Origin of the sequence: Pantoea sp. R13S299 (assembly GCF_048515925.1) — a bacterium.
GTDB lineage: Bacteria > Pseudomonadota > Gammaproteobacteria > Enterobacterales > Enterobacteriaceae > Pantoea.
On sequence record NZ_JBLYEF010000001.1, the window covers coordinates 562,739 to 576,250 of the forward strand.

Here is a 13,512-nt window from a genome sequence, read left to right on the forward strand (position 1 = left end):
CAAAAAACGGAGGTTATTGAGCACCCTGGCGAGCTAAAGTCTACAACGAGATTGGAAACTTACAAGTATGATGTGAGGCACTTCTGTAAAGAAACAGCGATTTATACATAATTTCTAACAATTAGAGTGGCCGTATTGTCGCGATAAAAAGGCCCAAAAACCCGCTAAACCATTGTCACAGCTCGAACTAACAGAATCAGTGGTTTAGCGGCGAGAGATAAGAAAAATAGCTTGGGAAACTTCTGATTTTTACTTAATGAAACAAATCCGACTGAATTTTTATGGAACTTTGCGGTCTGAGAGGCGCTTCCGATGTTCCGCTTGCCCGTAAAATCAAACCCAGCGCTTCGCCCTCAGCGGCCGCATTTTCGAGTTGACGTCGCTCATCTTCATCCAAATCGTATGGAATCCATGCCAGAACGACACTGTAATTTCCAGTTCGCAACGCCTTGACCATCGCTTCAACGGCATTCAGACGTTCAGAATCGGCGATATGCATACTTTTATCCAGTGGTAATCCCGATTCCTGCATCCAGGTGCGATTCAGTTTATGCGCTGGTGTTAACCACAACTGCCAGCGAGACTGCTGACTCAGCTGCTGCAATAAAGGCAACAGCATCATCTGCATCATACCAGGCTGCTCGCTGTAACGTAACTCAGTAATTCCACCACCCTGAGAGGCGGGAACGGAAGAGGACGCATAATGATGAGCATAGCGTGCATTATTAGGATGTTGTGTTCGCATAAGTTAATCACCAGCAGTGGACTGTATGAATATACAGTACTGTCATCCTGGATAAAGATCAACCCAAATTTCTGAAAACGCCTCGCAAAAACGCGACAAGGTTAGTTGAAGCACTATTTATTCATTGAACCCGCTGACGCTTTTTTCTATCTTCTAATTACCTGATACCCAAGGTAATTTACGAGATATTTCTTACATGGAGGTGGTGCAATGAAAAAGGTAAATCCGGTCGTAGAGCGCTCCAGAGCGCACCTGGCCCCGTTAGGAACCATAGAGTCCCGTACCCAGTTTGGTGGATACGCGCTGGCTGTTGAAAGTGTGGTTTTTGCCTTAATAAATAAAGACGAACTCTACCTGCGCGCCAGTGAACCTTTGCGGGAATACATCACCGATCGTCCGCTGCAACCCCTGATTTTTCGCAAGAGAGGCAAATTGGTGAGCCTCAATTATTTTCGGGTCGATGAAACATTATGGCGCGATCCTGACCATTTGCTGGCGCTCTCTGCGGCCTCGTTAGAGACGGCGCAGCTGGAGTTACGGGACAGACAATCCTCTCCACGATTGAAAGATCTGCCGAATCTCAGCGTTCGCATGGAGATGATGCTGTACGAGGCCGGTATCATGACCGTGAATCATCTCTATCAGATGGGGGCCAAACAGTGCTGGCTGAGGCTGAAAGCGATCAACCAGCATGTTGGGTTTCAGACACTGCTGGCGCTGCAGGGGGCGATCACAGGCCATCATGCCGCCGCGCTACCGCTGGCTACCCGGGCTGAGCTGAATGCGTGGTTCAAGCGCACACTTTTATCAAACCCTGAACTGAGAAGCAGCGAAGGCTAATCAGTAATGAGCGTGCGGCGCAGGCGAGCCACATCGGGCATCAAGGCGACCAGCAGACCGAGTTGCTGGAGCACCAGCGGCGCACGCGTATCCGCATCTGCAGCCAGCTGGCTGATGCGCTGAGCCAGTTGCTGGCGCATCGTCTCAACATGCTCATCGCTGACCACGTCCGTCTGGAGCACATCCTCAACGTAGCACACCGTATCATCCAGCAAAGTCAGTAACTCCGGCGCGGTAATTTTGTCACGGTGCGCGCCCAGCGCAGAAATGTAACTCAGGAATGAGTGGTTAGAGCAAAGCAGCTGAAAAGCCGATTCGCGTAGCTTCTGGCTGGTGCGACTTTCACTGCTCATATTTGAAACCACCGACGCCAGCTCAGCATCTGCATTGTGCGCATCCCGGCGGGCAATGCGATAGGCGAGACGGTTATCCTTGCCCTGATGATACTGTTCCATGATCGCGTCCAGATAACGACAGTTCGCTTTCAGGGTGCGTTCTGCCACCGCCGGTAACTGGCGAAAGCGCCAGTCAGGCCAGATAAACGCGACAGCCAGCCAGGCAAGGCCACAGCCGAGTAAGGTATCTACTACTCGTGGCAGGGCGACCTCAAAACCTTCCCCTAACAGGTTAAAGCAGAGCAGCACCAGCAGGGTGATAAACAGTGTGGCCTGCGCATACTGCACCTGCCTGAAAGCGAAAAACAGCACGCCAGCGATCACAATCAGGATTAACTGACCTTCAATGGAGGGCACCAGCCATAAAACCGGCAGACCGATTGCAATCCCTGCCAGCGTTCCGCCGATACGTAAGGCAAGCCGTCGCTGCGTGGCGTTATAGTTGGGCTGGCAAACAAACAGGCTGGTCAGCAGAATCCAGTATCCACGCTGCAGCCCGGTGATTTGAATGAAACCATAGCCAATACAGAGCACTACTGACATGCGAACCGCATGCCGGAACAGTGCCGAAGAGGGCGAGAGGTGACGACTGAAGCGCAGACGGATATCACTCCAGCCACTCAATCCTTCGCGTGACAGCAGATTATCACTGTGCTGAGGATCTTCACCGGCCAGCGTCTGTTCAGATTCAATGGAGGCGAGCTGAGCATCAATGGCGCGCAGGTTACGCAGCAGCCAGAACAAAGCACGGGTATGTGTCGCCTCAGGCTCATGCTGTTCCAGACGTTCTATCGCTTTCTGTAATCGTTCAAACGCGCGCTCAAAACGGCTGTCATGAACCCATCGTTCACGCATCAGAATGCAGTGGGCCAGTTGACGACAGGCCTGCGCCTGCATATTCAGCAGGCGCTGAAAGCGAAACAAAATTTCGTTATAGCGCCAGTCGCCGCGCAGCAGATGATATTGCAGATGGGAAGAGCTGGCCCGTTCGTGAATATCCTGCGCCACAAAGTAGTAGTGCAGACTGCGTCGGGTGCCGCGTGAGCCGCGATCGCCGCGCAGGCGACTCTGCAAAGTGGTCTTGGTCAGGTTGAGCTGCGCCACCAGCTGGCTGTTAACCATCGCCGCATCGATAAACGCCGCGTCATCCTGTTCGCCCGCATCCGGATCGAAGAGATTCGCTTTGGCATCAAGGTAACGCGCCAGTTGTGAAAAACTGCCGGCAAGCTGTTCCTGCACCGGCCGGACGGGGAACATCAGATGGCCCAGCAGCGTCAGCAGGTTGTACCATAGCGCGCCGACCAGCAGCAGCATCGGCTGCATATACCACTGGCTGAACAGTCCGATGCCGAGCATGGTATAGACCGCGATCAGCAGCGCACCGAAGGCGATGGTGGCGTAGCGCTGCCCCAGTGCACCCAGCAGAATAAAGCCCCAGGTCGAGATCGCCAGCCCGACAATAAAGGCAAAGGGATAAGGAAACAGTAACTCCACTGAAACCGAGGCGATGCAGAAGCAGAGCAGGGTAATCAGCAGGTTTTTCAGGCGACCGGCCAGGCGATCATCGAGATCGGCCAGCGCAGCCGCGACCACTCCCAGCGTTAAGGGAATCGTCCACTCAATCTGATGCAGCCACCAGGGAATGGCAGCGCAGCCACTCAACGCAAACAGGATCCGCAGCAGATAGCGCCAGGTACTGTTAAACAGATATTTTCGCCAGCCTGGCACTGCATCCGACATCATATTAATAGCGGCGGGCATTGGCTTCGCGCGCAGCTCGCGCCTCTTCCACTGAGACCACCCGGCGTCCAACCGGCCAGAGCGCAATAGCGGCGATCTTAAAGTTCGCAATCCCTACCGGAATACCGATGATGCTGATGCACTGCACGATGCCCACAGAGATGTGCGAAAGGCAGAGCCACCAGCCGAAGAAAATCAGCCAGAAGATGTTCAGAAAGGTGCCGCCGGTATTCAGAATATGACTCTTACTTTCAGGACGAAGCACATCAACATGCACCGCCTCGTTGCCAAACGGTAGCAGCGAAAGTTTAGTGATTTCCCAGCAGGAGCGGGTCAGCGGCAGGGTGAAAACCAGCACGACGCTGATTAACGTGGCAAACAGCCAGCTCAGGGTGGTGAAAAAGCCGCCCAGAACAAAATTCAGAATATTTAAAACGGTGCGCATGATCTTCTTTTCCTTTTGCATTCCGCAAGATGTGACGCCAAGTTTAGCCTGTTTTAAGGCTGGAGCGCCAAGGGTCTGACAGGTAAACTCCCCTTAATCCTGTTATCTGACGTTGGTGTCGGCGTGGAACTGAAAGCAACCTCGATGGGCAAACGGCTTGCCCAGCATCCTTACAATCGTGTCCGCCTGATGGCGGCAGGCGTCCAAGTCAGTGGCGATAAGCACGAGTATCTGATCCCCTTTAACCAGTTACTGGATATCGCCTGCAAACGTGGGCTGGTATGGGGCGAGCTGGAATTTTTGCTCGCCGATGAAAAAGTGGTCCGCCTGCACGGAACGGAATGGCAGGAGACCCAGCGCTTTCACCACTATCTGATGCAGGCCTGGCAGAACTGGAGTCTGGAGATGAGCGTGGTGTGCCGCGAGGTACTCCAGTCGCTACGTGAAGAAATCGAGACGTTTGGCGCGCAGGATCGCTGGCTCAACCGCCATGAGTTACAGGCGCTGAAAACAAAAATTCTCAAACAGTTCGATGCGTTACCGATGCCTCTCACCCGCTTAAAAGATTTTGCTGACTGCCGCGAAAACTGGGCGTTCTGCCAGCGCTGGCTGGATCAGGGCGAGGTGGCTTTGCGTCAGCGAAACCGCGACTGGACTGCCGCCATGCTGACCCGCTATCAGGCATTCTTCGCCAGCGTCGAGAGCACGCCGCTCAATCAGTCTCAGTGTGAGGCGGTGGTTAATGGCGAGGATTCTCTGCTGGTGCTGGCCGGAGCGGGTAGCGGTAAAACCTCGGTGCTGGTAGCGCGTGCAGGCTGGTTGATGCAGCGCAGGCTGGCCAGCGCCGACCAAATCCTGCTGCTGGCATTTGGCCGCCAGGCCGCAGAAGAGATGAACGATCGTATCCAGTCACGCCTCTCCGCCGGTGATATTCAGGCGCGAACCTTCCATTCTCTGGCGCTGCATATTATCCGCGAAGGCAGTAACAAGCAGCCGGTTATCAGCAAGCTGGAGAGCGATGCCGATGCGCGTCGCACATTACTGATCAAGGAGTGGCGGCAGCAGTGCCATGAGAAGAAAGCGATGGCAAACGGCTGGCGTCAGTGGCTGCGGGACGAACTGCAGTGGGAGTTACCGGAGGGGCCATTCTGGGAGGATGACAGGCTGGCAAACCGGCTGGCGTCACGACTGGAGCGCTGGCTCGGTCTGATGCGTATGCATGGTGGCGCTCAGGCGGCCATGATCGCGGATGTACCGGAAGAGGTCAGGGATCTCTTCAGTAAACGCATCAGACTGATGGCCCCGCTACTGAAAGCGTGGAAGAGCGCCTTAAAAGAGGAGGGCGCAGTCGATTTTTCCGGTCTGATTCATCAGGCCATCGCCATTCTGGAAAAAGGACGGTTTATCAGTCCCTGGAAGCACATACTGGTGGATGAGTTCCAGGATATCTCGCCTCAGCGTGCCGCGTTGCTCAGCGCATTGCGCCAGCAGAATAAGCGCACCGCACTGTTTGCTGTCGGTGATGACTGGCAGGCTATCTATCGCTTCAGCGGTGCAGAGATGACGCTGACCACCGCATTTCATCACTATTTTGGCGAGGGCGACCGCTGCGTGCTGGACACCACCTACCGCTTCAACGATCGCATTGGCGATATTGCTAATCGGTTTATCCAGCAGAATCCGCAGCAGCTGGCAAAACCGCTCAATAGTGTCACCAAAGGTAATAAGAAGTCGATTTCACTGCTGGCGGAGGATCAGCTGGAACCCCTGCTGAACAAACTCAGCGGTTATGCGAAACCTGATGAGCGCATTCTGCTGCTGGCGCGTTATCACTATCTGCGACCGGACTTACTGGATAAAGCCAGAACCCGCTGGCCAAAACTCAATCTGGAATTTATGACGATCCATGCCAGCAAAGGTCAGCAGGCGGATTACGTTATTCTGTTGGGATTGCAGCAGGGCAAAGAGGGCTTCCCGGCGGAAGTCCGTGAGTCGATTATTGAACAGGGCCTGTTACCGCAGCCGGAAGCGTTCCCGGATGCGGAAGAGCGGCGTCTGGCCTATGTGGCGCTGACGCGTGCGCGCCAGCAGGTCTTTCTGATGTTCGATAAAGCAGCGCCGTCACCTTTTGTCGATCATTTCCGCCAACTCGGCGTGCCGGTGCTGCGTAAAGCCTGAGTTACTTCAGGCGATCGGCCAGATAGCGCTGATAGTCCGGGATCATAATCTCTACGCTTTGCGCAAACAGCGGAGACTGAATAATAAAGTCCGCTGTGGAACGGTTCGTGGCGACCGGGATATTCCAGACGGTCGCCAGACGCAGCAGCGCTTTCACATCCGGATCGTGCGGCACGGCGTTGAGCGGATCCCAGAAAAAAATCAGCGCATCAATTTTCCCTTCCGAAATCAGCGCGCCCACCTGCTGATCGCCGCCCATCGGGCCGCTCAGCATGGCTGTTACATTCAGGCCGGTATCACGATTAATCAGATTTCCGGTGGTCCCGGTGGCATAGAGGATGTGCGATTCCAGCGCGGGCTGGTTTTGTTTCACCCAGTCAAGCAGGGCGGCTTTGCAGTGGTCATGGGCGACCAGCGCGATATGTTTTATGGTGCCAAGGGTACGAACAGTCTGTTCCATAAAGGCGTCCTGATAGGGCTCATGCGCATAAAGAGAGAGCACAAGTTTACCCCTGGCCTTTCGACTCTATCAACTCGTACGTAGCATTTTGACCAGAGTCAGAAATTGCTGGCGCGTGGCTTCATCGAAGCGGTGAAACCAGCGGTGCAGCGAAGGCAGTTCGGCCTGAGTCGTCCAGTCCAGATCGGCGGTAAGTCGAACAGAAGAGGAGGGTGCAGATGCGGAATTTGCAAACCGGGGCACAGAGGCAACCTGGCGGGTGCGATTATAATTCAGCATCGCTTTTTCCATATCAGCGATTGGGGTGGCCGGCAGGTGGTCACGCACGCTTGTAATCTCCGTGCCTTTTTCATCCACCAGCTGAAAGTTCAGGCTGCGGTCAAAATGATATCGCTCGCGTTTTGTCTCCAGCGCGGGTAACCGGATGGTGATGGTTTTAGCGACTGCGGTAAACGTGACGATCATCGGCTGCGACTGATAAGAGATAACGCTCTCTTTCTGACCTGAACGCTGCTGCTCAACCCGAAACAGAAACTGATGCTGACCACGATCCAGCTCTAAGCTGTCTGCTCCTTTGAGGAGCGAGCCTGAAATTTTTCGACCATCCAGCACCAGCAGATCGATCTGTGGATCGAGCTTCAATGTGATGGCAGAACAGGACGCCGAAACGAGGAGAGTCAATAACCCCGTGACAGCCAGCGACAGCTTCATTTCAACTCCGGTAACAGATGGTACAAAGGATGATGTGTAGCAAATTCTTACATTATGGCAGTTAATTTACATTTAAACACATTTATTCGTGCGCGGGTTCAATTAATTGCGCTCCGGCCTTACCCGCAGAAGGGCGTGCCAATCTACACTCAACACTGGCCTGAAAGGAGATAAACATGAACGACCAGACAATTCGTGACGTGCTGACGCGTACCCAACGTATCGCCTTAGTCGGGGCAAGCGATCGCCCCGAACGTCCCAGTTACGGTGTGATGAAGTATCTGCTCGATCAGGGCTATGACGTGATCCCGGTTAGTCCGAAACTGGCCGGTAAAACTCTGCTGGGGCAGCAGGGCTATGCCACCCTGGCGGACGTACCCGGCAAGATTGATATGGTGGATGTTTTCCGCAACTCTGAAGCGGCATGGGGCGTGGCGCAGGAAGCCATCGCCGTCGGGGCAAAAACATTATGGCTGCAGCTGGGTGTGATTAATGAACAGGCGGCGGTACTGGCACAGGATGCGGGCATGACGGTGATAATGGATCGCTGCCCGAAGATTGAAATTCCACGTCTGGGGATAACGCGTTAAAATTAGCGTGGCGGCAGAGCGTGCCGCCACAGATTAATGTCGCAGATGAGGCGCCTGTAACTGCTGACGTACTGACGCCGCCAGCTCATCCATTGAAGGCTGCTCAGGATGCTCAATGCTGGTTTCACCGGACAGCTGAATCTCCGCGACGTAGGTATGCACCTGATCGCCTTCCTCATCTTCCATCACCACATGATACCAGGGCGCGGTACGCATTCTCTCTTCCGCGCCAACATCTTCAATTTTAGGTTCATCTAACGAGTATTCAGGATCGACATCGACGATAACGCCCAGTACGCCGGACAGACGATGACGAACCTGCTGACCAATACCAAATTTACTGGCAATCATTGTGACCTCCGAAAAAAAGCTCTCTTACCAATATGGGGGCAGGAGCTGTTTTTTCAAGTCACATCACGCGGCAGGCGAAACCTTTCAGGTAGAGACCTTCCGGATAGCTGGCGATCACCGGATGATCGGCTGCCTGACGGAACTGCTCAATAAACTGCACTTCGCGGCCCGCATCCAGTGCGGCATCGGCGATAATCTTCTGGAACAGATCGGTGGCCATCAGACCGGAGCAGGAGTAGGTCATTAAGACACCGCCCGGATTCAGCAACTGAATGGCGAGCATATTAATGTCTTTATAGCCGCGACAGGCGCCCATCAACTGGCTTTTGTTTTCGACGAACTTTGGCGGATCCATAATGATCAGATCGAATTTCTCACCACTGTCACGATAGCGGCGCAGCAGTTTGAACACATCATCACGCTCAAAGCGCGCACGGGAGAGATCCAGCTCATTCAGTTCAACGTTCTGTCGGGCAACGTCCAGCGCTTCCTGTGAGGTATCGACGCTGATCACTTCTTTACAGCCGCCCATCAGGGCAGAAACCGCGAATCCGCCGGTATAAGAGAAGCAGTTGAGTACGCGGGCATCCTGCGCGTAGCGACGCGTGGCGAGACGGCTGTCACGCTGATCAAGGTAATAGCCGGTTTTGTGGCCGCCCTGGATATCAACCAGCAGCTTCATGCCATGTTCCGTAATCGGCAGCAGCGGCGGTGGCAGTTCACCGGTGACGGTGCCCTGCGTCAGTTCCAGACCCTCTTTCTTACGTACGGCGACGTCAGAACGATCATAGATGGCGCAGCCAGGGAAACACTGCTGCAGAGCGGTGATGATCGCCGCACGCTGATATTCTGCGCCAGCTGATAGCAGCTGCATCACTAAAAAATTGCCAAAACGGTCGATGGTGACGCCCGGTAAATTATCAGATTCACCGGCGATCAGGCGATAACTGTCCAGACCATCGCGGGCTGCAAGCCATTTCCGCCACTGCTGCGCCTGTTCAAAACGGCGGACAAAGAAGGCGATATCGATGGATTCATCGGCCTGCCAGCTCCAGACGCGGGCGCGAATCTGCGACTCAGGTGAATAAGCGGCGCGAGCCAGCCATTTACCGTTGCTGTCACAAACGTCAATGGTTTCACCCAGTTGCGCTTTACCTTCCAGACGTGCAACGGCACCTGAAAAGACCCATGGATGGCGACGGAGCAGGGACTTTTCACGTCCCTTTGCGAGAATCAATCTGACTGTCATAGTTTGCTATGCTTACCTGAAAAAATGAGGCGCCATTGTCCGGTGGATAACGGGAAATTGCAACGAACAGCAGCAGGAGAGAATAATGTCAGCAGCCTGTTTTAAAGCATGGGTTCATGGCCGCGTTCAGGGCGTCGGGTTCCGTTACAGTACTCAGGCCGAAGCCAGGACGCTGGGCGTGCTGGGTTACGCGAAAAATCTGGAAGACGGCAGTGTCGAGGTGCTGGCCTGGGGCGAGGCGGAGCAGGTTGAGGCACTCATCGCCTGGCTTAAAGCGGGCGGGCCACGCAGCGCGCGTGTTGATAAGGTGCTGGTGGAGCCGCACCAACCCGCAGAGGCGCCGCGCGATTTCAGAACCGGTTAATTACAGACATTTCGCCGGTTTAGGCAGACCAGCGATTTTCGTCGCCTGTTTAGCCGGCCCTTCAGGGAACAGGCGGAACAGGTAGCGGCTGTTGCCTTTCTCTTCGCCATATTTCTGCGCCATCGCCTTTACCAGCATCCGCACGGCGGGTGAGGTGTTAAATTCCAGATAAAATTCGCGCACAAAATGGACCACTTCCCAGTGTGCCTCGGTCATGGTGAGGCCTTCCAGTCCGGCAATGTGTGCCGCCAGCGCTTCACTCCAGTCGCCGGTACTCTTCAGATAGCCTTCGGCATCGACGGCGATTTCGTTACCGTTAAAATTCACGTGATGTCCTCTCTGTAAATGACGGCGCAGTTTAGCAAACCTGGCGGGCAGTAAAAGCAAAAACCCCGCCGAAGCGGGGTTTTACAGGCTGACTGTCATTGCCGTTTAGTTGCTGCGGGCAAAACCCAGCAGGCTCAGCAGGCTGACGAAGATGTTATACAACGAAACATAGAGGCTGACCGTCGCGCGGATGTAGTTCGTTTCGCCACCATGAATGATGTTGCTGGTTTCCCACAAAATCGCACCGGCCGAAAACAGAATAAACAGGGCGCTGATAGCCAGATGCAAGGCAGGCAGCTGCAGGAAGATGTTGGCGACTACCGCTACCAGCAGCACCACAAAGCCTGCCATCATCATGCCGCCCAGGAAGGACATATCACGACGGGTAGTCAGCACGTAGGCTGAACAGCAGAAGAACACCAGTGCCGTACCGCCCAGTGCCAGCGCGATCACGTCGCCCATGCCTGCGGTTAAGAAGGAGCTCAGGATCGGGCCGAGGCAATAACCCAGGAAGCCGGTAAAGGCAAACGCGGCCAGAATACCCATCGGGCTGTTAGCCAGACGGTAGGTTAAAAACATCAGGCCATAGAAGCCGACCAGCATCAGGATTAAGCCAGGCGCAGGCAAGGCCAATAGTGTGCTGGCTGTTGCGGTGACGGCTGAGAAGGCCAGGGTCAGACCAAGCAGAAAATAGGTATTACGCAGAACTCTGTGCGTTGACAGCAATGACGACTGCGATGAGGTGACAATTCTTTCCATGTTGCGCTCCTTTAAGCAGAACACTAATAAGCAGATCGTAAAATATGTGCCGAGAATACGCAGGCCATTAATGAGGGAAAAGGCGTTTTACCCTTCTTTACGCGCTAATCTGCTAATTGTTTGAGCAGAGTGGCGATTTTGACACCAAAAAATCACAATCTGGCTGTTTTTCAGGCGAATAAACAGATAGATGCTTTACATCCCTAAACGGGGTGTTTATAGTGCGCGTCATTGCGGAGGGGTGGCCGAGCGGCTTAAGGCAGCGGTCTTGAAAACCGCCGATGGGAAACCATCCGAGAGTTCGAATCTCTCCTCCTCCGCCACTTTATCTGCCACAGGCAATAAAGCGGTAAAAATCAAGTATTTTGCCGATGCAGTACAGTTTCAAAACGGAGGGGTGGCCGAGCGGCTTAAGGCAGCGGTCTTGAAAACCGCCGATGGGAAACCATCCGAGAGTTCGAATCTCTCCTCCTCCGCCACATTTTACAGGCCAGCACTGAGTGCTGGCCTGTTTCGTTTCTGCCATTCCTGTTTCTTCCTCCTGTCCGAAAAAAGCATGCCTCTGCTGATGACGCGCGGCTGCGCATTCATCTGTGCGATGCATCTCTGCTATAGTCCACTCACTGTTTTTGCAAACATCTGGCGCTTTTCTGAGGCGAGCTGAGTTACACTGTTAAATACATCGCTCTGAGGCGAGCTAATCGGTTGATAGCCAGAGTGTTTCTTTACTGAATAAATGGAATAGGCACAATGATCAAGAAACTGAGTCTTTGCGCATTGTCAGTGCTCGCTGCATTGCCGGTCGGATCGGTAGCATTTGCTGCTGAGGGTGATATGCAGCTCCAACAGGTGCTGATGTTGAGTCGTCACAATCTGCGTGCGCCGCTGGCCGATAATGGCAGCGTGCTGGAGCAGTCGACCAAAAAAAGCTGGCCGCAGTGGGATGTTCCCGGCGGACAGCTGACCACCAAAGGTGGCGTGCTGGAAGTTTACATGGGTAACTACACCCGTCAGTGGCTGGCACAGCAGGGCCTTGTGAAGAACGGCAGCTGTCCTGACAGCAATAACGTCTTTGTTTACGCTAACAGCCTGCAGCGTACCGTTGCCACCGCCCAGTTCTTTGTCAATGGCGCCTTCCCTGGCTGTGACGTCGCGGTCACTCATCAGGATGAAATGGGTTCCATGGATCCTATCTTCAATCCGGTTATCACCGACGGCAGCGATGCTTTCAATAAGAAAGCGCTGGCCGCGATGGCTGCTGCGAATGAAAAACTGGCGCTGAAGCCTGCCTTCCAGCACCTGGAAAAGATTGTCGATTACAAAGCATCGCCTGCCTGCAACAACAAAAAACAGTGTGACCTTAGCAGCGGCCAGAACACCTTCAGTGCTGAAAACGGTAAAGAGCCGACTGTCAGTGGCCCGCTGAAAGTGGGTAACTCCCTGATGGATGCCTTCACGCTGCAATATTACGAAGGTTTACCACTGGATCAGGTTGCATGGGGTCAGATCAAGACGCCTGAACAGTGGAAAGAGCTGTCAGCGATCAAAAATGGTTATCAGGACGCGCTGTTCACCAGCCCGGACGTTTCCCGTGAAGTGGCAGCACCGCTGGTGGATTACATCCGCAGTCAGTTAGTGGATCAGGACAAAGCCAACGCGCCGAAAATCACGCTGATGGTCGGCCATGACTCGAACATCGCTTCACTGCTTAGCGCGCTGCAGGTTAAGCCTTACGAACTGCCTGATACGTACGAAAAAACGCCGATTGGCGGTCAGGTTGTTTTCGAACGCTGGCATGATGCGAAAAATGATAAAGACCTGCTCAAAGTCGAGTATGTCTATCAGACCGCCGATCAGCTGCGCAACGCGGACATGCTGAGCCTGAAGAACCCACCGAAGCGCGTCACGCTGCAGCTGGCGGGTTGCGAGACCGATGCCAACGGCTATTGCAGCTGGGATCAGTTCTCTCAGGTGCTGAACGCTGCGCTGCAAGGTACGCCAATGCAGCCTGCGGCAGCACCGGCACCGGCCGCGCAGTCTGACGACGACAGTGCTAAAGCTGCAGCGACCCATGATGCTGCTGCGGATAAAGCTGAAGCGGATAAAGCGACCGCAGCCAAAGCTGAAGCTGACAAAGCCGCCGCTGCTGAGAAAGCAAAAGCGGACAAAGCGGCAGCAGATAAAGCCGCGGCTGAAAAGGCAAAAGCGGATAAAGCAGCCGCTGAGAAAGCGAAAGCAGACAAAGCCGCCTCAGCCAGTGACGCGAAAGCCTCAACTGACCAGGCTAACGCTGCGAATACGCCAGCAGCGACACACAACGACGAATCGAAGTCGCCAGCTGTGGCAACACAGTAATCG

At 54.2% G+C, this 13,512-nt stretch carries 14 protein-coding genes and 2 tRNA genes; 7 read left to right on the forward strand and 9 right to left on the reverse strand.

All coding sequences use genetic code 11. From position 1 onward, the window contains the following. Positions 1 to 253: 253 nt before the first annotated feature. Positions 254 to 745, reverse strand: coding sequence for an SOS-induced cell division inhibitor SulA (gene sulA / locus ACN1CO_RS02690; protein WP_419137472.1), 492 nt, complete (start codon positions 743 to 745; stop codon positions 254 to 256). A 210-nt stretch (positions 746 to 955) separates the two neighbouring features. Between sulA and ACN1CO_RS02695 the strand changes: the two genes are divergently transcribed. Beyond that, positions 956 to 1,585 carry a TfoX/Sxy family DNA transformation protein gene (locus ACN1CO_RS02695; protein ID WP_419137474.1) on the forward strand — a complete coding sequence of 210 codons (630 nt, stop codon included), beginning with the start codon at positions 956 to 958 and terminating at the stop codon, positions 1,583 to 1,585. On the opposite strand, the gene yccS is transcribed toward ACN1CO_RS02695, so the two are convergent. Both yccS and ACN1CO_RS02705 read right to left on the reverse strand, forming a co-directional pair. After that, on the reverse strand, positions 1,582 to 3,741 hold the full coding sequence (gene yccS, locus ACN1CO_RS02700) for a YccS family putative transporter (RefSeq protein WP_419137476.1): 2,160 nt from the start codon (positions 3,739 to 3,741) through the stop codon (positions 1,582 to 1,584). The genes ACN1CO_RS02695 and yccS overlap by 4 nt on opposite strands. Further along, the gene (locus tag ACN1CO_RS02705) at positions 3,725 to 4,165 is read right to left on the reverse strand and encodes a YccF domain-containing protein (protein ID WP_283545775.1); all 441 of its coding nucleotides are present in this window, start codon (positions 4,163 to 4,165) and stop codon (positions 3,725 to 3,727) included. Before ACN1CO_RS02705 ends, yccS begins: the two co-directional genes overlap by 17 nt. A 123-nt stretch (positions 4,166 to 4,288) precedes the next feature. Here ACN1CO_RS02705 and helD point away from each other — a divergent pair, with 123 nt between their 5' ends. Then, positions 4,289 to 6,343 carry a DNA helicase IV gene (gene helD, locus ACN1CO_RS02710; RefSeq protein ID WP_419137478.1) on the forward strand — a complete coding sequence of 685 codons (2,055 nt, stop codon included), beginning with the start codon at positions 4,289 to 4,291 and terminating at the stop codon, positions 6,341 to 6,343. A gap of 1 nt (position 6,344) precedes the next feature. Here helD and mgsA read toward each other — a convergent pair whose 3' ends face one another. Then, positions 6,345 to 6,803, reverse strand: coding sequence for a methylglyoxal synthase (gene mgsA, locus ACN1CO_RS02715; protein WP_090962438.1), 459 nt, complete (start codon positions 6,801 to 6,803; stop codon positions 6,345 to 6,347). A 69-nt stretch (positions 6,804 to 6,872) separates the two neighbouring features. Continuing rightward, positions 6,873 to 7,514: a DUF2057 family protein gene (locus tag ACN1CO_RS02720; RefSeq protein ID WP_419137480.1), complete on the reverse strand. Its 642-nt coding sequence runs from the start codon at positions 7,512 to 7,514 to the stop codon at positions 6,873 to 6,875. Between the two features lie 176 nt (positions 7,515 to 7,690). Here ACN1CO_RS02720 and ACN1CO_RS02725 point away from each other — a divergent pair, with 176 nt between their 5' ends. Further along, positions 7,691 to 8,104, forward strand: a complete 414-nt coding sequence (locus ACN1CO_RS02725) for a CoA-binding protein (protein WP_419137482.1) — start codon at positions 7,691 to 7,693, stop codon at positions 8,102 to 8,104. A 33-nt stretch (positions 8,105 to 8,137) separates the two neighbouring features. On the opposite strand, the gene hspQ is transcribed toward ACN1CO_RS02725, so the two are convergent. Both hspQ and rlmI read right to left on the reverse strand, forming a co-directional pair. After that, the gene (gene hspQ, locus ACN1CO_RS02730) at positions 8,138 to 8,455 is read right to left on the reverse strand and encodes a heat shock protein HspQ (RefSeq protein ID WP_150009837.1); all 318 of its coding nucleotides are present in this window, start codon (positions 8,453 to 8,455) and stop codon (positions 8,138 to 8,140) included. Between the two features lie 58 nt (positions 8,456 to 8,513). After that, positions 8,514 to 9,704, reverse strand: coding sequence for a 23S rRNA (cytosine(1962)-C(5))-methyltransferase RlmI (gene rlmI, locus ACN1CO_RS02735; RefSeq protein ID WP_283545771.1), 1,191 nt, complete (start codon positions 9,702 to 9,704; stop codon positions 8,514 to 8,516). 85 nt (positions 9,705 to 9,789) lie between these two features. Between rlmI and yccX the strand changes: the two genes are divergently transcribed. Beyond that, positions 9,790 to 10,068 (forward strand): acylphosphatase, encoded by a 279-nt coding sequence (gene yccX, locus ACN1CO_RS02740; protein ID WP_419137485.1) that lies wholly within the window; start codon positions 9,790 to 9,792, stop codon positions 10,066 to 10,068. On the opposite strand, the gene ACN1CO_RS02745 is transcribed toward yccX, so the two are convergent. Next, positions 10,069 to 10,395 carry a TusE/DsrC/DsvC family sulfur relay protein gene (locus tag ACN1CO_RS02745; protein ID WP_419137487.1) on the reverse strand — a complete coding sequence of 109 codons (327 nt, stop codon included), beginning with the start codon at positions 10,393 to 10,395 and terminating at the stop codon, positions 10,069 to 10,071. It abuts the gene before it with no gap. A 105-nt stretch (positions 10,396 to 10,500) separates the two neighbouring features. Further along, positions 10,501 to 11,154 carry an FtsH protease modulator YccA gene (yccA, locus tag ACN1CO_RS02750; RefSeq protein ID WP_003850014.1) on the reverse strand — a complete coding sequence of 218 codons (654 nt, stop codon included), beginning with the start codon at positions 11,152 to 11,154 and terminating at the stop codon, positions 10,501 to 10,503. A gap of 235 nt (positions 11,155 to 11,389) precedes the next feature. Between yccA and ACN1CO_RS02755 the strand changes: the two genes are divergently transcribed. The 3 genes from ACN1CO_RS02755 (at position 11,390) to agp (ending at position 13,509) form a co-directional block, all read left to right on the forward strand. Beyond that, positions 11,390 to 11,477, forward strand: a tRNA-Ser gene (locus ACN1CO_RS02755). Positions 11,478 to 11,545: 68 nt separating this feature from the next. Then, a tRNA-Ser gene (locus ACN1CO_RS02760) sits at positions 11,546 to 11,633 on the forward strand. Positions 11,634 to 11,904: 271 nt separating this feature from the next. Beyond that, positions 11,905 to 13,509 carry a bifunctional glucose-1-phosphatase/inositol phosphatase gene (gene agp / locus ACN1CO_RS02765; protein WP_419137489.1) on the forward strand — a complete coding sequence of 535 codons (1,605 nt, stop codon included), beginning with the start codon at positions 11,905 to 11,907 and terminating at the stop codon, positions 13,507 to 13,509. The last annotated feature ends 3 nt before the right edge of the window (positions 13,510 to 13,512 follow it).